Below are 25074 nucleotides of genomic sequence, written 5' to 3'. Positions count from 1 at the left end.
TTGCGATCGATCATTTACGATCGTTTGTGATCACTAATGATTATATATGATTTTATTCCTTTTTTTCAATCAATTTTTTTATGGTAATTCGGCCCATCCCGTCGGTCCCCGGCTGCCGCCATCTTGAAAAAAGGTACGTAACCTGCTATCATCAGCGGAGGTTTGTGTGTTGCGGAATATGGATCTAGGAAGGGTATGCGAATATGAAGCGACCTGTTGTCATCGGAGTGGCCGGTGGAAGCGGCTCCGGCAAAACGACGATCGCGCGCAAACTGTACGAGCAATTTGCCGATTCGGTCGTGATGATCGAACAGGATGCGTACTACCGGGATCAGTCTCATCTTCCCCTCGAAGAACGGATGAAAACCAACTACGACCATCCGCTCGCGTTTGACAACGATTTGTTGATCGAGCATCTGAAAAAGCTGCTGAACTACGAACCCATTCACAAACCCGTCTACGACTACAAATTACACACCCGTTCCGAAGAAACCGTGTACCTGGAACCCAAGGACGTCATTATTTTGGAAGGCATTTTGATTTTGGAGGATGAACGGTTACGCGAACTGATGGATATCAAGGTGTTTGTCGACACCGACGCCGATGTTCGGATTCTCCGCCGAATGGAACGGGACATCAAAGAGCGTGGACGCACGCTGGAATCCGTCATCCATCAATACCTCACCGTCGTTCGTCCGATGCATCTGCAATTTATCGAACCCAGCAAACGCTACGCCGACCTGATCATCCCCGAAGGCGGATACAACCAGGTCGCCATCAATCTGTTGGTGAACCAGATTCGCACCTATTTGCAGGACCAATGAACAGAAACATCCCCAAACAAACCCGGTCCCTTTTGCAATGAACGAGTCTGCGGGTTTCGATTTCCCGTCTGAAGCTCCACACTTAACGGGAATTCGGACCCGCTCAAAATCGCGAGTGGTTTGACCGCTTGTGTGGAGCATAGAGTCTCTATATTTCCTTTATTCCCCATCTTAAAAAGGCACCCATAAGGGTGCCTGAAAAAGCTGGCGAAGTACCTCGGCAGCATAAAGAGCCGTATCGGCCAGAGAAACGATCCCCCGAAACCTTGATGGTTTCATCCATCATTGCCAAGCCGATTTCAGTCGATGGATCCGGAGAGTTTGGAGTTTCACATTTCCACCTCGGGCATACAATTCCAACCCTTGGCTTTTAAGGTCGGGGAAAATCTGATTCGTCAGTACGGTTTCACCATGATTTCCGAACACCTCGACTGAGGATCGATCCACGAGAATATGAAGTTGGATCACACGGTTTTTTGGCTTCATTTGGGCTTTGGTTACAACGGGGAAATCTTTGCTGAAATCGGTTCGACCGGATTGGGTTCGGTCGACGAAGAGGGTTTGGTTCCCCACATTATAGCCGATAATCGTTTTTTCTTTCGTGCCTTTGCGTACGATCAAACCAAACTCATCCGCAGTATCCAACTGGAATTCAGCCTCTATCTCCAAGGTCTCCCCCCGGACGGGCAGCAGCTCGGTTCCCGGCGTGATGATCCGGTTGTTCCAGACTCGCGTATCTTCCCTCAACTTGTTGATCTCCTGAACAGGCTTTTGCACCAACACATACTCTCCGTTTACTTTTTTCAGGGACAATTCCCTTGGGAAAGACATGGCACCACGCCAAGGAGAGGTCGGAATATCCTGAGCATATTGCCAGTTGTTCATCCAAGCCACCCAAATCAAGCGTCCAGGTGTGTTGCTCCATGTCTGCGTGGCATAGAAGTCTTTCCCGAAGTCCACCCACTTGATCCCCTTTTGTTGGGTTGTAAACTTCTTTCCGTCAAACTCCCCGACAAAATATTGGCCACCGGATCCACCCGCGATTCCACCCGGATTGATGTCCACCTGCAAGACCCACTTCTTCTCTCCGGGGTGCCCTTCCACCGGAAGTTGAAACAGTTCGGGACACTCCCATACTCCGCCGTGCGCCCCCTGATCGGCGCCGAATTGACTCATGTATGACCAGTTCCGCAAATTGGTGGATGAATAAAACATGACCCGGTCACCGGCTGCAAGCACCATCACCCATTTCCCTGTTTGATCGTCCCAAAACACCTTTGGGTCACGGAAATCTTTCAATCCCGGGTTTGGGATCACAGGGTTTCCTTTATACTTATGCCATGTCCGGCCGTCGTCTTTACTATACGCAATACTTTGCTGCTGGCTCTCTCCCGCGCTGGTGTAGATGGCGACCAAACCGGATTTCCCACCAAAAAAACCGCTTGTGTCATGTTTGTCCACCACGACACTTCCTGAGAAGATCATACCCAGGTCGTCTTCTTTCAACGCCACGGGAAGGTGCCGCCAACGGATCAGATCCTTGCTGACTGCATGTCCCCAACTCATATGTCCCCATTGATTGCCGTAAGGGTTGTACTGATAGAACAAGTGGTATTCGCCTTTGTAGTAAACCAGTCCGTTGGGATCGTTCATCCAGTTTTTCGGAGGAGAAAAGTGATACTGTGGTCGGTATGCCTCTTGGTAACCGGTTTCATTTTTCACGTCCGCTTTGACCTCACTTGATGTCCAGGATAATAAAAGTGCCGTAACGAGAAGAATCGACATTAATGCCCGTCTTGTTCCCATTACTCTCACCCCATTTATCAATTTAATGATAGCAATTTTTTGTGATTATTATTGACTCTTCTCTTTCGAAACCAAGTTCACCAGTTATATGTCTGATAATTGTGATCCCATGTCATACTGTATCCATCCTATCACAACCTTTCACTCCCATTCCTTTTGTCAGCCGTCAATTCCCCGGGCCAAGGCGTATTTTTCGACATGGAAATCCAGTTTCCCGTCGGCAAAAAGCGTAATCCCCCTCGACTCTCCCAATGGAAAGACACGGGAAGTAAAAGCGACTTCTCCATCTTGCAAAAAAATCTCCACCACACTCCTGTCGACAAAGATACGTACGGACACATCATCTCCGATCGGAAGCTCTTCGCTTCGTACAGTCCCAAACTGTTCCCCGAAACGGTGCGCACATTGGCTCCGGTCAAGAGTGACAACCGCTTTCCGCTTGTCAAACAGCAAGGTCACCTCTTCACGGTCCGACTGACAAAACCGAATGCCAAAGCGGTCTGCCGCAATCTCCGTGAATCGGACGTTCAACTCGAACGCATCATCCCCGTTTATGACCGCTTTTTCTCCTTTTTCCAACTGTCCCGCCACCGTCAAACCCTGCTCCCTCAACCGCACCAATTCACCGATCGGCTTCTGTTTGAGCTTGGTTCCATCCAGTATCAATTCCCGCGGAAGTGTGAGGCAATGGGCCCACCCATGCGGGTCCGTCGGATACGCGACTTCACCGGAGCCCGCCCACGCAAACAGGACTCTTCTTCCTTGCGGATCGGCAAACGTTTGCGGGGCGTAAAAATCAAAGCCTTTGTCCAGCTCTCGGCAATAATCGACCTTAAATGAGAGGCGTGCCAGGTCCAACTCCCCCACCAAATAGATGACATTGTAAACGTTGTGGTAGTTGTGCTCGTTTTTCTCCACGCCTTGGAGCGATAAAATCAACACATCTTTCCCGTTCAACCAGAAGAAATCGGGACATTCCCACATACGCCCTTTCGACCATCCCTCCACTTGCAGTTCCCCTTTGAACTCCCAACCAATGGCATCTTGCGACTCATACACCAGCAAGGTTCCGGTCAAATCGTTTCGTTGCGCACCAAGAAACATGTAAAAGAGCCCGTCTTTTTTAAACACTTTGGGGTCCCGCACATGACCGGTATACCCTTTTGGCGTTCCTTTGATCAAGGGATTGCGCTTATATTTGTGAATCCGGAACGCTGGGTCCATGATCGCCAAACACTGGTTAGCAGAACGGTTCGCTTCATCAAACTTCACATTTCCCGTGTAGTAGAGGTGCAATTGCCCGTCCTTTTCCAGCGCCGTACCGGAAAAAGCCCCATGCGATTCATACCATTCCGTCGGCACCAGCGCGACCGGCATTCGTTCCCAATGGACGAGGTCTTTTGATCTCACATGGGCCCAATGTTTCATCCCATGAATGGCACCAAACGGATACCATTGGTAAAACACATGATAGTACCCGTTAAAATAAGACAATCCATTCGGGTCATTCATCAACCCATAGGGTGGATGGATGTGATAAATGGGTTTCCACGGATCGTCTTTTGCCATACGCCGTAAAGATTGCAGTTCTCCTTTTCTCGCTTGGTAAATCGTTCGATATTTTGTTTCTTGAAGCACCGTCCCTCTCCTTCCAACCCATATTCTCTTCCCGCAATAACTTTCCATCAAAAAAGATAGGAGAATTGACCCTTCTCCCAGAGGTTGATGAAAAGACCTGAGGAGATTTTTGTAAGCCACTCCGTTTCAAAAATCGCCTTGTTTTAGTTCGTCCATCCAGAGGAATCGATCCATTTTCTTATGCCACTCCCGTATCAGATACCGTTTCATCCCGTTGCGATTGTTCAAATCGCTTTGCCAACATGAGCGTGAGCGCAAACGTCGCAAGCATGCTGATTGCCATCCCGGTGATGTAATGGATAATGCAATCGGTCCGGATGGAGATAATGCCCGGCAACCCCGCGGCTCCAAGCGCAACCGACTTCACTTGATTGAAGGCCACATAGGCACTGCCCAGCGCCGACCCGTTAATGGCAGCAATGAATGGATATCTGAGCTTGAGATTGATCCCAAACATCGCCGGTTCCGTGATCCCCAACAGGGCAGAAATTCCGGAAGCAGATGCGATGCTTTTCATCTTTACGTTCCTTGAGGCAAAGATGACCGCCAAAGCGGCCGCCCCCTGAGCCACATTGGACATCGCGGCGATCGGAAAGATGAAAGAGCCACCTGTTTTCGGGATATTGGCCAATAACTGCGTTTCCACCGCGATAAAGCTGTGATGCATTCCGGTAATCACAAACGGCGCATACAACAGCCCAAAAATGGCCCCGCCAAATCCGGCCGTGTCATACAAGAAAACAAGGCCGTCCGTCAACAAATTCCCGGCTGAACGCGTAATGGGTCCCACCAGGACAAACGTCAACAGGCCGGTGATAAAAATGGACAATAAGGGGGTCAACAAATTATCCAATGCAGAAGGGATAATCCTTCTAAGCGTTTGCTCGATTTTCGCCAAGATATAGGAAGACACCAAGATGGGCAACACCGTTCCCTGATACCCAACCTTTTCTATCGAAAAACCGAAAATGTGCCAGGCCGGGATTTGCCCTTTTGCCAACGCTTCTCCATATCCCCATCCATTCAACAAATCGGGATGAACCATCAACATGCCAAGCGCCGCCCCTAAATAAGGGTTGCCGCCAAATTTCTTCGTGGCCGAAAAGCCGATCAGGATAGGCAAAAAGACAAAGGCGGCGTTTGCGAATGTGTTGATCATCGCTGCCAAATCCGCAATGCCGGGATATTGCTCAATCAATGACTTACCGGCAAAAAACAAGCCTTTGGAGGTCAGCAAATTATTGATGCCCATCAACAATCCCCCGGCAACGATGGCCGGAATAATGGGAACGAAGATGTCCGAAAGCATCTTGACGAACCGTTGCAACGGATTCAATTTGCGCGCTCCGGCATTCTTTACCTCGATAGTGGACATTTCCTTTATTTCCGCCAGTACGGCAAATTCCTTATATACTTCATTTACCGTGCCGGACCCGATAATGATCTGGAATTGCCCTCCCGTTGAAAACGTTCCTTTCACCACATCCATGCTTTTCAATTGTTTCTGATTCACCTTGCTTTCATCTTTTAAAGCGAGGCGCAAACGGGTGGCACAATGGGCCGCCCCTTCGATATTCTCTTTTCCGCCAAGGCAAGCCAATATTTCTTTGGCGATTTGCTGATAATCTTTGTCCGTTTTTACTTCCGTCATATATCTCCCCTCCTTCCGGTTGTGGAACCGGTTCCACAAATGGTTAATAAATTATGAATATCATTCATTTCAGAAATCATGATTGTGGAACCGGTTCCTTATCCTCATTATAGGGATGGCGGCATAACATGTCAACGCTTACAAAGCATGATCCTTCCCCCATTGCAGTGTTTTAAAGTATGGAAAAAGGAAGCTTTCATCCGCTCGCCATCTACGGAACGGAAAAAGCTTCCCTCCCTTACAAAGTTCGCACACTATCCCCTTCATCAAAGTTGAAATGTGAAACTTGCAACCGGGGGACATCTCCCCCGTTAATCATTTTGATGATGCTGGCCGCCGCCATCTCGCCTGTCTGCTTGTATGCAAAGCGAATTGTCGTCAGGCTGGGATGAATTACTCTGGATATATTGTATCCACCAAAACCCGTCACCGACACATCTCCCGGAATCGACAATCCCTTCAGCGAAATGGCTTTCATTGCACCAAAGGCGATATTGTCCGTGGCGCACACGATAACCGTCGGATGATACTCATCCAAGATTTGTTTGGCTTTTTCGATCGCTTCCTCCATTGAGAAACTGGTCTCATAATAACGGACTTCGACGGGTTTCCCCCGTCCAACGGCTTGGCTGAACCCCTTTTTCCGTTTTACGCCAACGGCGATGTCTCTTTCCGTCACGCCCAAATAAGCGATTCGCTTATGCCCTTTTTCCTTTACGTAGTTGCCAATCACCCATCCCGCTTGATAATCATCATGGATCAAGCTATGAAAACTTTCGCTTTGCTGTCCCACAATCAACACCGGCAGCTGGATGTTCTTGATGATCTCCTCATGTTTTTCCGTCATCTCCGTCGCGATCAAAATGATGCCTGCCACTTTTTGTTTCGCAAACGAATAGAGATACTCCCATTCCCGCTCCACATTCTGTCCGGTATTGGCGATAAACAGATTGTGATTTTGTCGTTTCAGTTCCTCATCGATCCCGATCAGGGTTTTGGATGTGGCATAGGAATCAAGCCTCGGGGCAATTACGCCGATGAAATTCGTCTTTTTCGCTTTCAGGCTTTGTGCAAACGCGTTGGGTTCGTAGTTGGTCTCCTCAATTACTTTTTTGATTTTCCGTTTTGTCGCCTCACTCACATAACCTCCATTCAAATAGCGGGAAACCGTACTCTTGGCCACACCGGCCAAAGCCGCAATGTCATCTATGTTTTTCTTCATCGCTTCCTCTTCCTCTCATGACCAACCCACAAAAAATACAAATGAAATCTTCATTCTAGAATGCTATCTTTTCCTCACGGCAAAAGTCAAGCAACCCAATTGGCCGCAGAATGACAAATCAATGTGTCCCTTTCGAACCATTCCCCGTCTGGCTATATTCGGTCACCCTTGACCGTTTATCACCATCATTCATACTTTTTAGCCCAGCATCTACAAATCGTCCATCCTCACCACGACACCGAGAATTGGAGCCGAAATGTTGGGCCGTGTTAGTTCGCCAGCCAAAAACCCGAGGAAGACACATGCCTCGTTGCCGACTATCCACGAATCGTGACCAAGACCGGATTATTTATTTTTCCGATGGTATTGACCCTGACACGATGTCATGGTCTACAATGTTCCGCCAAAGGGGTGAGACACGTGCGAATCGGTGACTTGTCCGAACAAACGGGCGTCAGCTTGCGTTCTCTTCGTTATTACGAAAAAAAGGGACTGATTTCTCCCAAACGCCTCCCGAACGGTTACCGGGTATATGAGGAGTCGGATGTGGAAAGAGTCCGCATGATCCAATTTTATCTGGAGATGGGTGCGACCACGGATGAAATCGCCCAATTTATCCGCTGTCCGGCCGCTGATCATTCATGTGCGGAACGAGCCATCCGCTTTTACGAGCAGAAACTGGCTGATGTGAGGGAACAATTGTCTCTGCTCCGAAAAGCGGAACAACGCATTGAATCGCTGTTGAACCATTGGAAAAAGATCAATCTGAAACGATCAACATGGAAAGGAGAGGAAAACGGTTGAGCCGCCGTATCCACCATTCCCGCCTTTTGATTCTCACACTGGGCACATTCGCAATCGGAACCAACGGGTTTCTCATCGCCGGGATCACATCCGCCATTGTCCGGGATCTCGACGTCTCTTACGCGACTGCCGGGCAACTGGTGACGGTTTTTGCACTGGTGGTGGCCCTGGCGGCACCCATCCTGGCCACCGTCACCGCCTCCGTTCCACCCAAGCGGGTTCTTGTCTGGACATTGTCGGTCTTTACGTTCGGGAATGTCCTCTCCGTCATGGCGCCAGATTTCGGATGGTTGATGTTTTCACGCGTCATTACTGCGTTGGGAGCGGCATTGTACACGCCCCTTTCCACTTCGGTCGCCGCACAGGTCGCCCCGAAAGAGGAACAGGGACGCGCCATCTCCATGATTTCCTCAGGTCTGACGGTCGCCATCACCCTCGGTGTGCCCATCGGGACATGGCTGGGAAACACCTTCGGCTGGAGAATCGCGTTTGCAATCGTCGCCGCCGCCGGCTTCATCGCCACCTTTGGTATTCAGCGCCTGCTGCCCCACTTGGATCAGACGAAAGTCATCCCATTGAAAGACAGGCTTTCACCGATCACCCAACTCTCCGTACTCAGTTTCCTGATTTCCGGATTGGGTGTAACGATTGGAAGTTTTGCCCTGCATACCTACATCAATCCGGTGCTCCGCGCGGTCGGCGGATGGGGAGATACGGGCATCAGCGTGATGTTGGCGATCTTCGGGGTTGCTTGCGTGATCGGCGTGGGCGTGGGTGGATATCTCACGGATCGCATCGGAGCTATTCCCACTTACGTCGCTACGATCATCACCAAATTCCTGACGCTGGCGATGTTCGCCCTTCTGCTGATGATTCCCTCTTCAACGCTCACGATCCCATTGTCGGTGACGGCCATGATCTTGTGGGGAATCGCCAGTTGGGCGCTCAACCCCGCTTTTCAACAACATTTGATCAAATTGGCACCGCAATCCTCGCAAGTGGTACTGTCTTTAAACGCCTCCTTTCTCTTTGTGGGGATCAGCGGCGGTTCCGCCCTCGGTGGCATGGTGCTTCAGTACGGCACTCTGCCCGATCTGGGGTGGGCCAGCAGTGCCTTGCAGTTGATCTCTTTGGCCCTGCTGATGATCAGTGTCCGACTGTCTCCCGTACACCGGGAGAAGGATCAGAGAGAATCCGTGTGATGGACAAACAAAAAGGTGAAGCAAAGAGGAATTCGACAGGCGAGGTCAAGAATGATGTTAATGAGGATTGAGATGAAAGCGAGCGTCGGACGCGGGAGGGCATCCGCTCTCGCAAGTCCGCCGAATTTTGGTACCATCAAGCCGGGAAGTGCGAAAACGCTGAAAACGACGATGCGAGCTAAGACTCGTGAAACATAACATCACCCACGCTTGGACGAAGCCATCGTGGATGGATGTGGGTTGCCACGCCAGATGAAGCGAGAAGGCCTCCGGTGCTTTAGCCGTGCGGAGCATGTCACGATCAGCCACCGGCTTATGAGGGGGGATGGGGGAAAACATCAGTCAAATCGGGGGTGTCCGTTTTGCCTCAAGGTCACGAAGATGGTCATTACGATTTATGAATGGGAGTCTTGAACTTGAAGAATATAAGAAAATATGGAAATCCCCCTTTCACTGTGGCACTCATTCATGGCGGGCCCGGTGCCCCGGGAGAAATGGCACCGGTAGCAAAGGAAATCTCCCATATTTCAGGCACTTTGGAACCGTTGCAAACATCTGCATCCATTGAAGGACAAGTGCAAGAATTGCTGACTCTCTTAAAAAAACATGGAGACCTTCCCGTCACATTGATTGGTCATTCATGGGGAGCTTGGTTAAGCTTTATTTTTGCTGCGCGCTATCCTTCGTTGATTGAAAAATTGATACTGATTGGAAGTGGTCCCTTCGAAGAAAAATACGCTTCGAAAATCATGGCAACGCGGTTAAGCAGATTGAACGAAGAAGAAAGGTTAAAAGCACATGCTTTGGGTAAAGCCTTACTTGACCCCGGGCAAGACAACAAGGCAGCCTTATCTCAATTTGGAAAGCTCCTATCCAAAGCTGATTCTTTTGATCCTTTGCCTTCCATTGGCGAAGAAACGGAGGTTCAACCCGATATCTTTCAAAACGTATGGACAGAAGCCAGTCAATTAAGACGCAGTGGAAAGCTTCTGGAACTGGGCAAACGAATACAATGTCCGGTAATCGCAATCCATGGTGACTACGACCCGCATCCTTATGAAGGAATCAAACAACCTTTATCTCAAATGATTGAAGACTTTCGATTCATTCTATTGAAGAACTGCGGGCATGTCCCTTGGATCGAACGAACGGCAAGAGACAGATTCTATGAAGTTCTCAAAAATGAATTAAGTTAAGATACTGAACAGAACTTTGGGATTCGTTCAAATAACTGTGATACCGGCACTAGCTTGAGCTTGTTCCGGTACTTACCTCGGCCCCCGCTCTCTCCGTCACCTAAGGAATATCCGAAACCCAAACGAACATTGAGATCGGGTTTTCGTAGTGGTATATGTCCTACACAAAAAAGGACGATGACCCAGCTTACCCGGGTCATCGTCCCTTCCAAGCAACCAATGTGCTCGCAATTGAGCAGAGAATCATATTTGACGTTATTCTCCTTTGATACCGCCCTTTCTCCACTCACCGAGCGAGCGTTTTTTCCCGGTCGGCTTCGTATGCTTTGACGTGACTATACACGGTTTTCAACAACGGAAGATCCAGATCGGCGGGGGCATTCCGAATCAAGTAACCATGCAGATGGTCCGTCTCGGTGGGCAACCCCTTTTCGATGTCCCTTGACAACGAAGACTTCATCTGGGGTCCCTGCGCCTCAATCACCCGCCATATTTTCTCCTCCATCTCCTCCGGCAACGACGGTTCGATCGACCGGGCTACCGAGACCACTTCGTTCAACAGCCTGCGAAACAACTCTTTTCCGAACGGTGCTGCCGTCACTCCCCCCACCGTGGTGCGCATCAGTGCCGTCATCCCGCTAAAGGTGGCGATAAACGCATATTTGTTCCACATTTCCTGTACGATATGATCGCTGACCCGTACCTGCATTTTGGAACCTTCCATCTCACGAAGCATCGCTTTCACGCGCTCCGACACGCGCCCATTCCATTCCCCGAACACGATATCGTGACGCGGGCTGTATTGCTCCACTTCTCCCTGTTCGTTCAACGTGGTTTCGATGAAACAAAGCCCGCCCAATACCCGTTCCCGTCCAAAGCGGTCAAACAATGCCTCGATATGGGCAATGCCGTTGAGTAAGGGCAGGATGACCGTCCGTTCGTCTACATACGGCGCAATGGAATCCAACACCGTGTCCAAATGATACGCTTTAACCGAAAGCACGATGCAATCAAACGGCTCCGCTTTCTCACCTGCGGTGATCAATTTTGGCTGCGTATGGAAATCCCCGTGTATACTTCGGATGGTTAATCCACGTTCTTGTAGTTGACGCTTTCTTCTTTCCCGTACCAAAAAGGTGACATCGGCTCCTTTCTCCGACAGCCGACCGCCGAAATATCCGCCGACGGCGCCTGCACCGACAAACAAAAAGCGCATGGTGCGCCCCTCCCTTGTGTGGAATACTTGGTGTTTTCTCAAACGCCATTCTACCACAAGATATCGGAAAAGAAAGACGACTGTCCGGGGCGTGTCCGGCAATAACCAGAAGAGTGAGCGACTGACCGAGTCAGGCCGAGAAGACCGGGAAGCGCAGGAATGAAATTGCGGGCAATTCCCTCCAATTGCAGCCGTATTTACCCGTATTCTTCCGGGGCGGAGCTTTCTCTCAGGGCGCAGGTGGAGAGACGAGCAACCCATTGAACAGGACACGCCCTGACAGGAAAGGAGGATGACTTTGCTCGTCACACTGATTCATAGTCCACTGGTCGGACCTTTCTCCTGGATGCCGGTGGCCGAAAGACTGAGAAAAAGAGGATGGCAGACGACCGTTCCCCGCCTGCACAACCAAAAACCGGATCATGTCCGGTTCTTTTGGGAATATCACGTCGAGTTGGTGGTGAAACATCTCTCTGCCGCTCCCGCCTCTCCGGTTGTTTTGGTGGCCCACAGCGGAGCGGGCGTACTGCTTCCCATGCTCGGCCGGGCGTTGGAAGGACGGGTCACGGGTTACATTTGGGTGGATGCCATGATTCCTGATGACGGAAAAAGTCGATTGGATCTGTTTGACACTTCGGATGAAGCAAAAGCCTTTCGCGAAGCGGCGACGGATGGTTTACTTCCCGCATGGACGGAAGAAGATTTGCAGGAAGCCATCCCGGACCCCGACATCCGTCGCGCATTTGCAGCGGAATTGCAACCGACTCCATTGGCCGTTTACGAAGAGAAAATCCCGGTACCCCCGTCCTGGCCTGACGCACCGTGTGCCTACCTTCGCTTCAGCGAGACCTACCGAAGCATGGCAGCCAAGGCGGAGCAACAAGGCTGGCCATGCCGGCATCTTGAGGGCAATCATTTTCATCTGTTGGTGGATGCGGATAAAACGGCGGAACAGATCGAAGCATTCATCACAAATTGGTCGGGGAGATAAAGTGATACGACAGTTGCCGATGATCGCTACGGTTCCTTTCTGATGGCATCGGTTGAGCGGAATGGCCCTCTCCAATGTACAGGTTGTAAGGCATGTTGGATCATTGGTAGACATAGGAAAGCTGGCCTTTTTCCAACGGACCGCCTTTGGGCTAACCGAAGAACAAAAAGGGGAAAAAGCCACCCGAATCCATGTTAAGACGACTTCCGTACAAATCATCCATTATTTCGTTTGTTCATGCCAAGGTTGATCCACATCATAAATCATTTTTTTCCAATCACTTTTGCGCACACGCCACATATTGGAAACTTCGACTCCGGGAAGTTTTCCCGTTCGAAACCGGCAGCGGATTGTCACAGGTGAAACCTGCTAGAAATACGCCGCTTCTTTCAGTTTTAGGCAATTTTTCGTCTTCCATTTCAATCTGCACTTCCGCCCGGATACTGAAAAAATCATGCAAATGGCGCTTCCATCCGTCCATCATCTTTCAATCTTTGACCGAAATCGTTACATACCAAATGAAGTCCGGTACAATACTGACGTGTCATCCCATCCGAGCAAGGCGGTGGACAACATGATGCATGAGAGCAGAGAATTCCTCCAGCAGGAACTGGCTCACATCGAAAAATGGGAACAGGAGCAAAAAGATCTCTGGATTTGGGAGAAACTCGGCAGAATCCCTTTCGCTGTATTGGACAAAATCACACCACGCGCCGTTCACGACAAAATCGAACAAGCGTTGAACGAATTGGGCAACTTTTTGATGACAGGTGGCCGCTATCTCATTCTGGAACAGCGCGTCTACCAAAAGTGTGCCCAAAAATGGCCACAGCTCCGTCCTCCTTACACGCCCGCGCAAATGGCGGAGGCCCCGCTGAATGTCATGGACGAGTTGGCCGATGACATGATTGAAACTCATGTCGGGGTCGCCACCGTACAGGGGGCGACCACGGGATTCGGTGGCGTATTCACACTGGCGCTGGACATTCCGGCCGTGTTGGGTCTGTCGCTCAAAATCCTGCAGGAAATCGCCATCGTATACGGATATGATCCCAAAGACCCGCGAGAACGGGCATTCATCGTCAAGTGCATGCAATTTTCCTGCTCCGACTACGTAGGCAAACAAGCGATTATCGAACAGTTGGCCGTTTTCCATCAACCGCCCGATCCCCAACGGGAGCGGCATATAATCTCAGAACTGCAGGGTTGGCGCGAAGTGTTCGAAAGCTATCGTGACACCTGGGGATGGAAAAAGCTGTTCCAACTCGTACCGGTCATCGGCGTCTTTTTCGGCGCAATCTGGAACCGAACCATGTTGCAAGACGTGGCGGAGGCCGGTAAACAGTTTTACCGCAAACGCCGGATTCACGAAAAGATGAAACAAACGCTGCCTTCCGGCCATTCGTAAGCCGGACAATATTTCATGCACGTTTTTCCGCATACAAAAACCCTGCCGGTCACTCGGCAGGGTTACTCGCTTATTTATTCTCGGCGCGTTGCTGCTGGAAACGGATCAAACGGCGGCTGAGCACACGGAGCCTGTTGTTCAACTGTTCTTCCCATTCTTCGTCTTTGAGCGCCTTGGCTACACGTGACAAATCCAACGCCATGTCGATCTGTTCCCGCAACACCGTTTCCGGGTTATCCTCTTCAAAGCTGGTGCAGTGTTCTTTCCACTCCTGCACCTTTTGAGGGTCCAGATATTCATTGAGATTTACTTCGCGCGCTCCGTCTTCCAGAGCGTATTCCATCAGCAGTTCAAACTCGTCGCGGACCGCGTGATGCACCTCAACCTGGTGACAGACCGGACAATAAAACAGCGGTACGTTATGCACCCGTGTCGGTCCCTGACGCAATGATCCGATTGTTCCGATCATCGAAGCGCCACAGCAAAAACCCATGGCTCCTCCGCCTCCTTCGATCCTGTCTCTTTCTGTCAAAAAAGAAGCACGGCCGCTTTTCAAAATGCGTTTGTTTTGTTATTGTTAATATTGTACCACATGAGGAGAACAGCCAAACCTGATGAAAAAAAAACCGCATAGCGAACAGGGGTGCTATACGGTTCTCATGGGATCAGCACCATCCCATATCACAGCTCTGCGTATAATGTTCATCGGGGAAATGATCGCCTACGGCGTAAATGGAGTTCTCCTCCACCTCAAACCCATCTACCACTTCCATGTCCATGTTGCGCAAGTCGATCTTTCCGATCGGCTTCTTGTTGTAATACAGCACCATTTCGCCATCGCCCATCCGTCCGGTCACTTTCCGCGTGATGTTGACACGGTATTTGGTGTTTGAAGACATCTCGGTCATCCCTCCTTCAAGCGTACCTGGCATGAGGGGATGCGGAAGGTCCGACCAGCAAAATCTTTTACCGAGGACCTTCACGCACCGATTATCATATATTATACTTTATTTTATCAGAATGTTTAATCTTCATTCACCAATTCCTCATATTTTTCCGCACTCAACAGTTTGTCAAGATCGGACGGATCAGACATTTCCACGACAATCATCCACCCGTCACCGTACGGGGACTCGTTCACTTTTTCCGGCGAATCTTCCAATTCACCGTTCACTTCCACCACTTTTCCGCTGACCGGTGCATACAACTCCGACACCGTCTTGACGGATTCCACACTGCCGAACGGCTCGCCTGCCGTCACTTCGGTACCTGCTTCGGGCAGCTCCACAAACACAATATCACCCAATTCCGATTGGGCGAAATCGGTGATCCCGACGCGTACCTTGTTGTCGCCCTCTTCTTTGACCCACTCGTGCTCTTCGCTGTACCGCAATTCTTTCGGCAGATTCATCCTGATCCCTCCGCATTATTCTTCGCCCAAAATGCGATTCAACGGGTTTTGCAACAGGTTGAGCGCTTTTTCACCGGCCGAGCGGTGACGCAATACGCCTTCTTGATCAAACAGGTAGAACGCCGGTACAAATTCGTTTTCAAATGCGTCCACCACGTTGTGTTCATTGTCGATTGCTTGGGGATGCTTCAATTCGTATTTTTCGATCGTCTCTTTGACCGGGCCGATTTCCGTGTCTTTTTCGGATCGCGGCATGTGGACACCGATCACTTGCAGTCCTTTGTCCTTGTATTTTTCCCGAATTTCATTCACTTGCGGCAGGCTGGCCTTGCACATGCCACAACTGATGGACCAAAAGTGAATGAGCACCGGCTTGCCTTGAAGATCTTCCTTGGAGACTTCGCCGTTCACCCACTCGGTGACCCCTTTGAGCTCGGGCATTGGCGTTCTCAGACGCATGGCCATCGCACATCAAACCTCCTTCTAGCGTTTGGTGGAAGAAAGGACCTAACGGCAGACGCGTTAGGCCCTTTTCACAGATGTTTGATTAAACGTTCAGGGTTTTTTGTCCCGGTTTCCAGTCGGAGGGGCACAACCCGCCGGTTTGCAGGGCTTGCAGTACCCGCAGGGTTTCATCCACACTGCGACCGATGTTCAAGTCGTGCACCACTTGGTAACGCACGATGCCTTCCGGATCGATGATGAACAGACCGCGCAGGGCCACGCCTTCTTCTTCGATCAAAACGCCGTAGTCCCGGGCCACTTTTTTGGTGAAGTCCGAAGCCAGCGGGAATTTGACTTCGCCCAGACCGTTTTCTTCACGCGGCGTTTTGATCCAAGCACGGTGGGAGTATTTGCTGTCCGTGCTGACGCCCAGCACTTCAGCTCCCAAGTCTTTGAATTCTTCATAACGATCGCTCATCGCAGTGATTTCCGTCGGGCAAACGAAGGTGAAGTCCAGCGGCCAGAAGAACAGCACCAGCCATTTTCCTTTGTAATCGGAGAGCTTCACCTTTTCGTCCAGCGTCTCCAGATTTTTGGTGCTTTCCATTTCAAAATCCGGAGCCGGCAGTCCCACAAGACGAGTTGCCATGTGTCCCTTCCTCCTTTTTGTATTTGAGATAATTGAGGGGTTTTGTTCCAGAGCCATGTTTAATTTACCCATCGCTTATCGTATGTAAACATGGCTCGTGTACCCCCGACGTTTATAACCATACCACGACCCTTATTTAAAGTCAATACTAATTTATATTAAGTATAATTTGGGAACGGTTATCAAACGATGAAGGGTTTTTTGCCATGATTGTCCAAATCTTTACGATGGGTTGACCGCGTATTCATACCCATTTGATACCATTCAAATCGATAACGACAGATCACAGGGAGAGGGGATTCACTCATGAAAAAACGAAGCTTCCGTTTGCAGCGATGGACCGGGGCACTTTTGGCCTGTGCCGTACTCACATGTGCGCCGCTGCTGACGGCAGCGGATCTGTCGCCCGAGGCACATCCCCAACCGTTTTTGATGAACGTGCAATTGTTGGGGATCAACGATTTTCACGGCCAGCTCAACGTGACACGCAACGTGAACGGCAAACCGGCGGGACGCGGGGATGTGTTGGCCGCTTATTTGCGCGAGCGGGAGGCACAAAACCCGAACACCCTGCTGGTACATGCGGGCGACATGGCCGGAGCGAGCGCGCCCGTCTCGGCTTTGATGCAGGATGAACCAACCATTGAAATGTTGAACAAGCTGAAATTTGATGTCGGAACGGTAGGCAACCATGAGTTCGATGAAGGCGTCAACGAGATGATGCGGTTGATTTACGGGGGGTATCACGAGAAGACGGGTTATTTTGAAGGAGCCGATTTTCCCTATATCTGCGCCAATGTCGTCGATGAAAAAACCAAGCGACCGATTCTGCCCCCCTCGCTCATCAAGAGGGTGAACGGCGTACCGATCGGGTTCATCGGCGTAGTGACCAAGACGACCCCGTCCATTGTGACGCCCTCCGGTGTCAAAGGTGTCTTGTTCACCGATGAAGCGGAAGCGATCAACCGGGAGGCTGCCAAGCTGAAAAAGAAAGGCGTTCATGCCATCGTGGTGCTGGCGCATGAAGGGGGGTTCCAAGACGCCAAAACCGGCCAGATCACCGGCCCCATCGCAGATATCGCCAACAAGGCGGATGACGATGTGGACGTGATTTTCGCCGGGCACAGTCACAGCTATCTCAACGGCACGGTTGACGGCAAGTTAATCGTGCAGTCCTACAGTTACGGAACGGCGTTTTCCGATGTGGATGTCGTAATCGACAAGCGGACCAAAGACATCGTGGCGAAAAAAGGAGAAATCATCACCACCTATCAGGACAACGTGCAACCCGATCCGGAAATCCGGGATCTGATCCAGTATTATGAAGAAAAAGTGGCACCCATCGTCAACCAGACAATCGGAACAGCCGCACTGACATTGAGCAAGGAGGGAAACGCCGCGGGCGAGTCTGCACTGGGAAACCTCATTGCCGATGCGCAACGCTGGAAAATGGAAACGGATTTCGCGCTGATGAATCCAGGCGGGATCCGGGCCGACATCGAAGCGGGCGAAGTCACTTGGGGTGAGTTGTACAATGTACAACCGTTCAGCAACGACTTGGTCAAAATGACCATGACCGGCGATCAGCTGAAGCGGGTGTTGGAACAGCAATGGCAGGGAGACCGCGCCAAGATCCTGCAAATCTCCGGCTTTACCTACACATGGGACCCCTCCCGTCCCGTCGGTGACCGGATCACAAATCTGAAAAAAACGGACGGCACCCCGATCACACCAGACGGCCGTTACACCGTGACCGCCAACAGCTTTTTGGCCGGCGGCGGAGACGGATTCACCGTCTTCCAGGAACCGACCGACAAAGTAGTCGGACCGGTCGATCTGGACGCATTGATCGAGTACATCAAACAATTGCCGCAACCTTTCTCCGCCCAAATCGAAGGGCGCATTCAACTCGCGGGGCAGTGAAGCACCCGACTCGTGAAAAGAACCGGTTGATTCCGTCAGACAAAACCCACCGATTCACATGTCGGTGGGTTTTGTACATAAGATTGGGGTGTGCCTGATCAATATTGCCTGTGTTGCCTTCCCGGCTCGCTCCACCTGTGCCCTGATAAGAAACAGAACAAGACCGCTCCGAACCGGAGAGTGCAGGATGCGGGAAAACGTCGCTTAGAGAACAATTGCCCGTGATCTTCCTCCTGTATACCCGAATCGTTGATGGGTCAAGCTTAGATCCAACGCTCGAAAACCATCGCCTCGTTGCGGAATGACCAATCACATACTATTCTGCCTCAACATAACGGCATTCGTCGTCATCGACTTTCATGATCAACATATCATCCTCTTCTTTCAGTTCCACCACCAGGGACATAAAGCCGGCTTGCAATTTATATTGATCACCTTCAAGGTTTTTAATGGTGGTCGTGATTGTATCCGAACCATCTTCCTCCCAGACCAGCGTTTCTTCGTCATCGTAAAAGGTGAGTTTGTCTGCGCAACCGGATTCGCCGGTATTGACGAGCTTCCATGTCCCTTCAAAATCCGAACAGCCGGTGGTCAACACGGTAAGAGCAAAAATGATGGCAAGACCTTTCATTCTCCGGAGCCCCTTCATTTCTTGAAACGCATCCTTTCCTGTAGAAAATTGTATCTAGATTCTTATTATCTTTGAAAAGCAAATGAATTTCAAATAGAAATTCATCTATGTTTTAAAATAGATTCATGTTATATGCTTCAATCCAAATCCGATTTTTAATATAAAAATCCATTATAGATAATGAACATATACTGACAAATAGCTCAAATATCGCTATATTTGTTGAAAATAATCCCGATTCAATATATAATTACACGAGATCACTCCGATCAACCGGAAAGGGGATTGGTCTATGACCACACGTTTTGCAGGGAAGCTGGAAGATTGGTGGACTCGTATGCGCAAAGAGTCGTCTCTTCACTACAATCGTGAACACCGGTATTGGGAAGTCTTTCGTTACGAAGACGTGAACCGGGTTCTGAACGATCATCACACCTTTTCCTCGCAAAACCGGCTCGCCAACAGGAAGAGCCCGTCTTCCACGACAGCATTCTCTCCCTGGACCCGCCACAGCACACCCAATTACGCTCCATCGTCAACCGATCCTTCTCACCTGCGCTTCTACGAGAATGGGAACCCCGCATCCGTACCATTGCCAAGGATCTCCTGTCGCAAACCCCGCCCGTTTTCGACTTGATCAGAGATTTCGCCTACCCGCTCCCGGTGACGGTCATCGCGGACATGATGGGCGTTCCTTCGAAAGATCAGGCGATGTTCCGCCAGTGGGTGGACCGATTGTTCATGATGGAAAACGATCCCACCAACATCCGTTTTGCTGATGAAACCAAACCGGACGAGCGAGAGCGTATCCGAAATGTACAACTGGAAATGAAGCAATATTTCCGGGACATTGTCCACGCACGAAAACAACGGCCGCAAAACGATCTGATCTCCCTGTTGATCGACTCCCATTCCCGTGGACAGATATCGGAAGAAGAAATTCTCAGTATCTGTTTCTTGCTGTTGCTGGCAGGGCATATCACGACGACCAACCTGATCGGCAATGCCGTCTACTCTCTGGCCGAAGATCCCGAAACGTACCGCCGTTTACAGGAAGACTACGGGAACATCCCACTGTTTGTCGAAGAGGTGTTGCGGTATCATTCTCCCGTTCGGTTTGTGACACGCACCGTTGCCCGTGATGTTCGGCTGAGCGGGGAGATCCTCCATGCGGGAGACACGGTGGTGGCGTGGATCGCTTCCGCCAATCGGGATGAACAGGTTTTCGACCGTCCCGACCGATTTATAGCGGACCGTAAACCCAATCCCCACCTCGCGTTTGGCAAAGGAATTCATTTTTGTCTGGGGGCACCGCTGGCGAGAATGGAAGCACACATCGCGATGCAGGCGCTCCTTTCCCATTGGAACCGGAAGGAACAAATTCAGGTTGAGGAAGCCCGGCCTGTGAAAACGATCTTTCTCAATGGATATGAAAAACTGACCATTGCTTCATGATGAGTGTGATACAATCGGTGACGGGAGGAGTGTGAACACATGGCCAAAAAAGGCAGCATCACGATGGAAAGCGGCGAGAAAATCCTCATCGAATTGTTCCCGGAAGCCGCACCGGGAACCGTCGCCAACTTTGAAAAACTGGCCAACGAGGGGTTTTATGACGGTTTGACGTTTCACCGCGTGATTCCCGGTTTCGTCAGCCAAGGCGGTTGTCCGTACGGAAACGGGATGGGAGGACCGGGATACACCATCCGATGCGAAACGGAAGGCAACCCCCACAAACACATTCCCGGCGCCGTCTCCATGGCCCATGCCGGGAAAGACACCGGTGGAAGCCAGTTTTTCATCTGCCATGAAGCCCAACCCCATCTGGACGGTGTCCACACCGTATTCGGGCAAGTGACCGAAGGATTGGAAACAGTCAAAAACATGAAGCCCGGTGACCGGATGAAAGAAGTGCGCGTGTGGGAAGAATGACGACAATCCCCCGATATGATTCGGGGGATTTGATTTGAACTCCAGGGGAATGATCAGGCGCTTCCAACCTAATGATTTTTGACACTCCACACGGCTAAAGTACCACAGGCACTCCCTATGGTCACCGTGGGATTCTTGAGTGGTTAACGCCCTCAGTCCATTTCTGTTTCGGGCAACCCTCAAGCTAAGGGGTGTGTCATCACCCCATCCCATGCGGTTCTACGTTTCTTACCGTATGTACCCACATGGGCGGCGTACCTGCGACCAACAGAAGTGCCCGTGGTATTACCAGTACGCTAGTTCTTTTTGCCTCACTCTCATGGTTTTACCCAGTGGGAGAGATTTGTTCGCCACTGGAACCTCATACCATGACGTACACAGGAACAAACCCACTACCAGTGGGATGAGCACCGCTCGTACGTTCAATTATACAGCAAATTGGTTGCCCTTACCATTCCCAAAAGGAGATGCCGGGCAACGCCGCCTTTCATCCCACGATTGAAATACCCCAAGGGTACTTCCTATGGGCGCCGTGGGCTTTCAGGCGACTTTTTCTGTATTTGTCATTCCCGAGAATGATAGTGGACGATGATCAATGGGATTATCATCATCCGGTTGACAGAGAAACAAAAAAACTACCCTGGCCGGGTAGCTTACACCATCTAAGGTAACTTCAAGTTGTCCCGAAGCGGCCGGAAAAGTTTACGTTGTGAACTTTCACGAGGTCTCTTCACCACTTCGGGGTGAAAAACGTACCCGAGGAGATCTTTATTCTAAATAAGCAGAATGCAAGATCCCCGCTCCATCAAACTCGCGAACTTCATAAGGAGCATCATTCAAAATGGAAAGAGCCGCAATGTACCCCGGCCCGGGGTGCAAATCGATCATGGTCGTGTGATTGACCAGACAGGATTGTCCTCTGAAAGACAACAAACGGGCACGCTCGCCAGGACCGGTAACCGTGATGCTGGTGAGTGGGTCGGACAGGCCGTCCCCCGTTGCCTTGAGCACGGACTCTTTCCGAGTCCAATACGTGAAGAATCCGTCCAACTGTTCCATTGGCGGCAACTGCATCAGCTGTGCGTACTCCGACGCTGCCAACACCCCTCCTGCGATCTCCTTGAAATCGAAGGAATCAAGGACTTGCTCAACATCGACACCGACAGGCGCTGCCGTTGTAACGGCAACAACAACTCGATCACCGGAATGCGAAACCGACAGTTGCGGCATTCCGGACGGGAGCCTAGGTCGGCCATGCGGTTTGTCGCATTTTGGGCAGGTACGGTCCAGCGGCACCTCTTGAGGAGCGACCATCAGCTGTGCAGACAATACAAGCCGACTCAATGCACATCCAAGAATAAACCGTGCACGGTCACTGGGGTTCCGATACGCTTGTGCCCGGCCATGCTCCACCTCGTTCAGCAACTCCTCGTGCCATGGCTGCAGATCTGTAACACGAGCCCACCAGACCTGACAAATGTGATGGTCAAGTCTGGGCACTTCATGGATGATCTCCCACTCTGTCATCCTTCACTCTCCGTAAGTGGAACCTTTGATTTCTGCAAAGTTGTTGGTTTGCGCATCGTTGCAGCTGCATCGGCATCCCGAATGCGGAGCGCGAAGAACAAGGCAACCAACAGGAAGCCTGTGGAACACAACAGCGCGGTTTTATACGCCAACAGTGTGGCAGTGTCAGTACGGATGCCGGAAAGTATGCTGGCCAGCAAAGCCACACCAAGTGCGGCCCCCAACCGGTTCTGAACATGAAACAAAGTCGATGCCTGTCCCATGGAAGATGGTGAAATCGTGTTAAAAGCTGAAGCCTGTACCACGCCAACCGCATTTCCCAGGAAAAAACCGGCACCAAACAACAGAACCCTGATCAGCCATGGACTCGTATCTTTTTGAACCAAGCTTAACAGCACATACAGCACAATGGCACATATCAAAGCGATTGTCATCATTCGCTTCGGCCCCAGCCTTGAGTAGAACCATGGGACGAACTGGGATGCAAGCATCAAGCCGAGCGCTTCGGGAAAAGTTGTGAGTCCGGCATCCAGCGCTGATGCCTGAATGGCATCCTGATACATGAGCGGAAACACATATAACATTCCCTGTAAGCCCGCAGCGATGAGCAGCGAATGCAACCCCATCGTTCGGAACAATCGATCAGAATACAACCGTACATTCAGCATCGGTTGACTGACACGCAACTCCATATAGACAAAGATAGAAAGTAACAGCGTTCCTCCCAGACCCAGTCCCAAAATTTCCGGGGAGCCCCACCCTCTTGCCGACCCTTGGGTTAATGCGTACATCACCATTGCAAAGCCTGACGCAGAAAGCAGGAATCCCGGCAAATCAAATCGCTGATGACTTTCATCCTTGTACTCCTTCAGAAAGACGGAGCCAAACAGCAGGCAAAGAATGCCGACGGGGAGATTGACAAAGAAAATCCAACGCCAGGATACAAAATCCACAAGAAATCCGCCAAGAATGGGCCCCATTGCGGGCGCCAGCGCAATGGGGATCATGAGCGTTCTGGATATGATGAGTCGTTCATGCGGTTGGAATGTCCGCAATAATATTGCCATGCCAATGGGCGTCAGCAATCCGCCTCCCGCACCTTGGAGCATGCGAAACAAGTTCAGTGCAGTCAAATTGTCCGCAATGCCGCACCATGCAGAAGCGAATGTGAACACACCGAACGCAAGCAAAAACACGCGTTTGGAACCGAATCGGTCACCCAGCCAGCCTGAGACCGGCAAAAATGCTGCCAGACTGACCAGGTATCCGATATTCACGGTTCCCATGGCCGAAGGAGGCACCCGAAGCTCTTTACTGATTGTCACCAATGCTACGTTTACAATCGTTGCGTCCATGGCAGCCATAAACATCGCGGTCACATATAACATACTGACAACGACCTTTTGGTTTGGTGAAATCAGCATATTTACTCCCCTTTAGCAATGCCCGCCAGGGAACGAATGCTTTTCGGCCGCATGTCCGTCCACTTTGAGTCGACGTAGTCGAGACATGCTTGGCGACTCTCCGGCCCATAAACAACGGTCCAACCGGCCGGCACCTGAACGAAAGCGGGCCAGAGGGAATACTGGCCCTCGTCATTGATCAGCACAAAGAAGGTGCCGTCCGCATTCTCGAATGGATTTGTCATCAGTCATCTTCCTCCCTCCAACCGTTTTGCGGGATGGTGCAGGGCGTTCAGCTTGGCGGCAAGGATACGCCCGATCTCGGCAAGCGGTCCCGGCTGACACATGTCCTTATGCCGGCAAGCGATGTCATATTGTTCAATCCGTCCATCAACATAGGGAGCCCACGTTTCCGGGGAGATCGGATCAAACCAGTCAGGTATCACAGTTGATCTGAAAAACAACAAATCGCCATGATATCGATTGGGTACAAAGGCCCCCAGAATACGGACGGAATTCACATAGGCCTCCTTCAGATTCAAAATGACAGACTCTTCAAGACTGGCTAACGCGCTGCCGTCGCGGCGCAGCAGCTCCATGACGCTGGAAAGTCGCAACGGTTGATCTTTCAGACTTTCCGGATCGTAACCGCCCAAAGCGAGCAGGGCGATCAGCGCTTCCTGTTCGTCGGGTGCTTCTCCGAGAGGCAGGAAGTGGCTCGGATAAGCGTCGAGCATGGCCAGCAGAGCTACCTGCTCGCCCTGGTTCTGAAGTTCGCACGCGATCGCATGCGCGACATTCCCTCCGAGGGACCAGCCCAGAAGACAGTAAGGACCGGTGGGTTGGACTGAGCGAATGTGGTCGATATAATCCGCAGCCATTTCCTCCAGGGTCTTCGGAAGTTCCTCACGCTGAGCAATGCCGCGTGCCTGCAGTCCGTAAATCGGATAATCCGCTCCCAAATGCCGCATCAGTCCGGCATAGCACCAACTGAGTCCTCCCGCCGGGTGCACGCAGAACAGCGGTAATCGCTCTCCATGCGTGCGGAGCGGCAGCAGCACGTTCAACGCGCCTTGACTGACGCCCCTCTCGAGCCGTTCGGCGAGACCGGCCACGGTGGGTGCCTCAAAAAGGCTGCCGATGCCCAGTTCGACCCCAAGCACGTCGCGAATGCGACTCATCAGACGGACGGCCAG

General features: G+C 51.0%; 24 protein-coding genes. 9 read left to right on the top strand and 15 right to left on the bottom strand.

Annotation, left to right across the window (positions count from 1 at the left end; genetic code table 11):
• The first annotated feature begins 203 nt into the window (after positions 1-203).
• Positions 204-824, top strand: coding sequence for a uridine kinase (gene udk, locus JQC72_RS14600; protein WP_205496910.1), 621 nt, complete (start codon positions 204-206; stop codon positions 822-824).
• Between the two features lie 282 nt (positions 825-1106).
• On the opposite strand, the gene JQC72_RS14595 is transcribed toward udk, so the two are convergent.
• From JQC72_RS14595 to JQC72_RS14580, 4 genes are all read right to left on the bottom strand, one after another.
• A complete protein-coding gene (locus tag JQC72_RS14595; RefSeq protein ID WP_335342481.1) occupies positions 1107-2546 on the bottom strand; it encodes a glycoside hydrolase family 32 protein in 1440 nt (479 codons plus the stop codon).
• A 243-nt stretch (positions 2547-2789) separates the two neighbouring features.
• The gene (locus JQC72_RS14590; protein ID WP_419179877.1) at positions 2790-4199 is read right to left on the bottom strand and encodes a glycoside hydrolase family 32 protein; all 1410 of its coding nucleotides are present in this window, start codon (positions 4197-4199) and stop codon (positions 2790-2792) included.
• A gap of 247 nt (positions 4200-4446) precedes the next feature.
• Entirely contained in the window at positions 4447-5919 is a 1473-nt protein-coding gene (locus tag JQC72_RS14585; RefSeq protein ID WP_205496904.1) for a sucrose-specific PTS transporter subunit IIBC, read from the bottom strand.
• Between the two features lie 238 nt (positions 5920-6157).
• Positions 6158-7141, bottom strand: a complete 984-nt coding sequence (locus tag JQC72_RS14580) for a LacI family DNA-binding transcriptional regulator (protein WP_205496903.1) — start codon at positions 7139-7141, stop codon at positions 6158-6160.
• Between the two features lie 420 nt (positions 7142-7561).
• On the opposite strand from JQC72_RS14580, the gene JQC72_RS14575 reads away from it, so the two are divergent.
• The 3 genes from JQC72_RS14575 to JQC72_RS14565 all read left to right on the top strand — a co-directional run bounded on the left by JQC72_RS14575 (position 7562) and on the right by JQC72_RS14565 (position 10343).
• Positions 7562-7945 (top strand): MerR family transcriptional regulator, encoded by a 384-nt coding sequence (locus JQC72_RS14575; RefSeq protein ID WP_205496901.1) that lies wholly within the window; start codon positions 7562-7564, stop codon positions 7943-7945.
• Positions 7942-9147: an MFS transporter gene (locus tag JQC72_RS14570; RefSeq protein WP_205496899.1), complete on the top strand. Its 1206-nt coding sequence runs from the start codon at positions 7942-7944 to the stop codon at positions 9145-9147. The genes JQC72_RS14575 and JQC72_RS14570 overlap by 4 nt, the downstream gene beginning before the upstream one ends.
• Before the next feature lie 416 nt (positions 9148-9563).
• Positions 9564-10343: an alpha/beta fold hydrolase gene (locus JQC72_RS14565; protein WP_205496896.1), complete on the top strand. Its 780-nt coding sequence runs from the start codon at positions 9564-9566 to the stop codon at positions 10341-10343.
• Between the two features lie 286 nt (positions 10344-10629).
• Here JQC72_RS14565 and JQC72_RS14560 read toward each other — a convergent pair whose 3' ends face one another.
• Entirely contained in the window at positions 10630-11559 is a 930-nt protein-coding gene (locus tag JQC72_RS14560; protein WP_205496895.1) for a ketopantoate reductase family protein, read from the bottom strand.
• A gap of 292 nt (positions 11560-11851) precedes the next feature.
• Between JQC72_RS14560 and JQC72_RS14555 the strand changes: the two genes are divergently transcribed.
• Both JQC72_RS14555 and JQC72_RS14550 read left to right on the top strand, forming a co-directional pair.
• Positions 11852-12550 (top strand): alpha/beta fold hydrolase, encoded by a 699-nt coding sequence (locus tag JQC72_RS14555; protein ID WP_205496892.1) that lies wholly within the window; start codon positions 11852-11854, stop codon positions 12548-12550.
• Positions 12551-13127: 577 nt separating this feature from the next.
• Positions 13128-13958 carry an EcsC family protein gene (locus JQC72_RS14550; RefSeq protein WP_205496941.1) on the top strand — a complete coding sequence of 277 codons (831 nt, stop codon included), beginning with the start codon at positions 13128-13130 and terminating at the stop codon, positions 13956-13958.
• A gap of 70 nt (positions 13959-14028) precedes the next feature.
• Here the strand turns inward: JQC72_RS14550 and JQC72_RS14545 are convergent, their stop codons facing one another.
• The 5 genes from JQC72_RS14545 to JQC72_RS14525 all read right to left on the bottom strand — a co-directional run bounded on the left by JQC72_RS14545 (position 14029) and on the right by JQC72_RS14525 (position 16462).
• On the bottom strand, positions 14029-14451 hold the full coding sequence (locus JQC72_RS14545) for a hypothetical protein (protein ID WP_205496890.1): 423 nt from the start codon (positions 14449-14451) through the stop codon (positions 14029-14031).
• Between the two features lie 172 nt (positions 14452-14623).
• Positions 14624-14857, bottom strand: a complete 234-nt coding sequence (locus JQC72_RS14540; RefSeq protein ID WP_205496888.1) for a DUF2553 family protein — start codon at positions 14855-14857, stop codon at positions 14624-14626.
• Between the two features lie 125 nt (positions 14858-14982).
• On the bottom strand, positions 14983-15369 hold the full coding sequence (gene gcvH / locus JQC72_RS14535; protein WP_205496886.1) for a glycine cleavage system protein GcvH: 387 nt from the start codon (positions 15367-15369) through the stop codon (positions 14983-14985).
• A 15-nt stretch (positions 15370-15384) separates the two neighbouring features.
• Positions 15385-15828, bottom strand: coding sequence for a redoxin domain-containing protein (locus JQC72_RS14530; protein ID WP_205496939.1), 444 nt, complete (start codon positions 15826-15828; stop codon positions 15385-15387).
• A gap of 88 nt (positions 15829-15916) precedes the next feature.
• Complete coding sequence (locus tag JQC72_RS14525; protein ID WP_205496885.1) at positions 15917-16462, bottom strand: peroxiredoxin; 546 nt, start codon at positions 16460-16462, stop codon at positions 15917-15919.
• Positions 16463-16768: 306 nt separating this feature from the next.
• Between JQC72_RS14525 and JQC72_RS14520 the strand changes: the two genes are divergently transcribed.
• Positions 16769-18385 (top strand): bifunctional metallophosphatase/5'-nucleotidase, encoded by a 1617-nt coding sequence (locus JQC72_RS14520; RefSeq protein ID WP_205496883.1) that lies wholly within the window; start codon positions 16769-16771, stop codon positions 18383-18385.
• A gap of 316 nt (positions 18386-18701) precedes the next feature.
• Here the strand turns inward: JQC72_RS14520 and JQC72_RS14515 are convergent, their stop codons facing one another.
• On the bottom strand, positions 18702-19016 hold the full coding sequence (locus tag JQC72_RS14515) for a hypothetical protein (RefSeq protein WP_205496880.1): 315 nt from the start codon (positions 19014-19016) through the stop codon (positions 18702-18704).
• Between the two features lie 381 nt (positions 19017-19397).
• Between JQC72_RS14515 and JQC72_RS14510 the strand changes: the two genes are divergently transcribed.
• Both JQC72_RS14510 and JQC72_RS14505 read left to right on the top strand, forming a co-directional pair.
• Positions 19398-20471: a cytochrome P450 gene (locus JQC72_RS14510; RefSeq protein WP_205496878.1), complete on the top strand. Its 1074-nt coding sequence runs from the start codon at positions 19398-19400 to the stop codon at positions 20469-20471.
• 39 nt (positions 20472-20510) lie between these two features.
• Positions 20511-20948: a peptidylprolyl isomerase gene (locus JQC72_RS14505; protein WP_205496876.1), complete on the top strand. Its 438-nt coding sequence runs from the start codon at positions 20511-20513 to the stop codon at positions 20946-20948.
• Between the two features lie 768 nt (positions 20949-21716).
• On the opposite strand, the gene JQC72_RS14500 is transcribed toward JQC72_RS14505, so the two are convergent.
• From JQC72_RS14500 to JQC72_RS14485, 4 genes are all read right to left on the bottom strand, one after another.
• Positions 21717-22475 (bottom strand): 4'-phosphopantetheinyl transferase family protein, encoded by a 759-nt coding sequence (locus JQC72_RS14500; protein WP_205496874.1) that lies wholly within the window; start codon positions 22473-22475, stop codon positions 21717-21719.
• Positions 22472-23899: an MDR family MFS transporter gene (locus tag JQC72_RS14495; RefSeq protein ID WP_205496872.1), complete on the bottom strand. Its 1428-nt coding sequence runs from the start codon at positions 23897-23899 to the stop codon at positions 22472-22474. The genes JQC72_RS14500 and JQC72_RS14495 overlap by 4 nt, the downstream gene beginning before the upstream one ends.
• Positions 23900-23901: 2 nt before the next feature.
• The gene (locus JQC72_RS14490; RefSeq protein WP_302104895.1) at positions 23902-24123 is read right to left on the bottom strand and encodes an MbtH family protein; all 222 of its coding nucleotides are present in this window, start codon (positions 24121-24123) and stop codon (positions 23902-23904) included.
• Positions 24124-24126: 3 nt separating this feature from the next.
• On the bottom strand, positions 24127-25074 hold a 948-nt coding region (locus JQC72_RS14485), incomplete at its 5' end, for an alpha/beta fold hydrolase (protein WP_205496870.1).

Source organism: Polycladomyces zharkentensis (assembly GCF_016938855.1).
Lineage (GTDB): Bacteria > Bacillota > Bacilli > Thermoactinomycetales > JIR-001 > Polycladomyces > Polycladomyces zharkentensis.
The sequence above is the reverse complement of the archived record's forward strand: the minus strand, read 5'-3'. Positions and strand labels throughout refer to the sequence as shown.

Coding starts and splice junctions, on each gene's coding strand:
- JQC72_RS14515 (WP_205496880.1), bottom strand. CDS start 19,016: ATGAAAGGTCTTGCCATCATTTTTGCTCTTACCGTGTTGACCACCGGC.
- JQC72_RS14560 (WP_205496895.1), bottom strand. CDS start 11,559: ATGCGCTTTTTGTTTGTCGGTGCAGGCGCCGTCGGCGGATATTTCGGC.
- JQC72_RS14585 (WP_205496904.1), bottom strand. CDS start 5,919: ATGACGGAAGTAAAAACGGACAAAGATTATCAGCAAATCGCCAAAGAA.
- gcvH (WP_205496886.1), bottom strand. CDS start 15,369: ATGAATCTGCCGAAAGAATTGCGGTACAGCGAAGAGCACGAGTGGGTC.
- JQC72_RS14490 (WP_302104895.1), bottom strand. CDS start 24,123: ATGACAAATCCATTCGAGAATGCGGACGGCACCTTCTTTGTGCTGATC.
- JQC72_RS14505 (WP_205496876.1), top strand. CDS start 20,511: ATGGCCAAAAAAGGCAGCATCACGATGGAAAGCGGCGAGAAAATCCTC.
- JQC72_RS14550 (WP_205496941.1), top strand. CDS start 13,128: ATGCATGAGAGCAGAGAATTCCTCCAGCAGGAACTGGCTCACATCGAA.
- JQC72_RS14520 (WP_205496883.1), top strand. CDS start 16,769: ATGAAAAAACGAAGCTTCCGTTTGCAGCGATGGACCGGGGCACTTTTG.
- JQC72_RS14590 (WP_419179877.1), bottom strand. CDS start 4,199: ATGGCAAAAGACGATCCGTGGAAACCCATTTATCACATCCATCCACCC.
- udk (WP_205496910.1), top strand. CDS start 204: ATGAAGCGACCTGTTGTCATCGGAGTGGCCGGTGGAAGCGGCTCCGGC.
- JQC72_RS14555 (WP_205496892.1), top strand. CDS start 11,852: ATGACTTTGCTCGTCACACTGATTCATAGTCCACTGGTCGGACCTTTC.
- JQC72_RS14495 (WP_205496872.1), bottom strand. CDS start 23,899: ATGCTGATTTCACCAAACCAAAAGGTCGTTGTCAGTATGTTATATGTG.
- JQC72_RS14540 (WP_205496888.1), bottom strand. CDS start 14,857: ATGTCTTCAAACACCAAATACCGTGTCAACATCACGCGGAAAGTGACC.
- JQC72_RS14500 (WP_205496874.1), bottom strand. CDS start 22,475: ATGACAGAGTGGGAGATCATCCATGAAGTGCCCAGACTTGACCATCAC.
- JQC72_RS14580 (WP_205496903.1), bottom strand. CDS start 7,141: ATGAAGAAAAACATAGATGACATTGCGGCTTTGGCCGGTGTGGCCAAG.
- JQC72_RS14545 (WP_205496890.1), bottom strand. CDS start 14,451: ATGGGTTTTTGCTGTGGCGCTTCGATGATCGGAACAATCGGATCATTG.
- JQC72_RS14525 (WP_205496885.1), bottom strand. CDS start 16,462: ATGGCAACTCGTCTTGTGGGACTGCCGGCTCCGGATTTTGAAATGGAA.
- JQC72_RS14530 (WP_205496939.1), bottom strand. CDS start 15,828: ATGCGTCTGAGAACGCCAATGCCCGAGCTCAAAGGGGTCACCGAGTGG.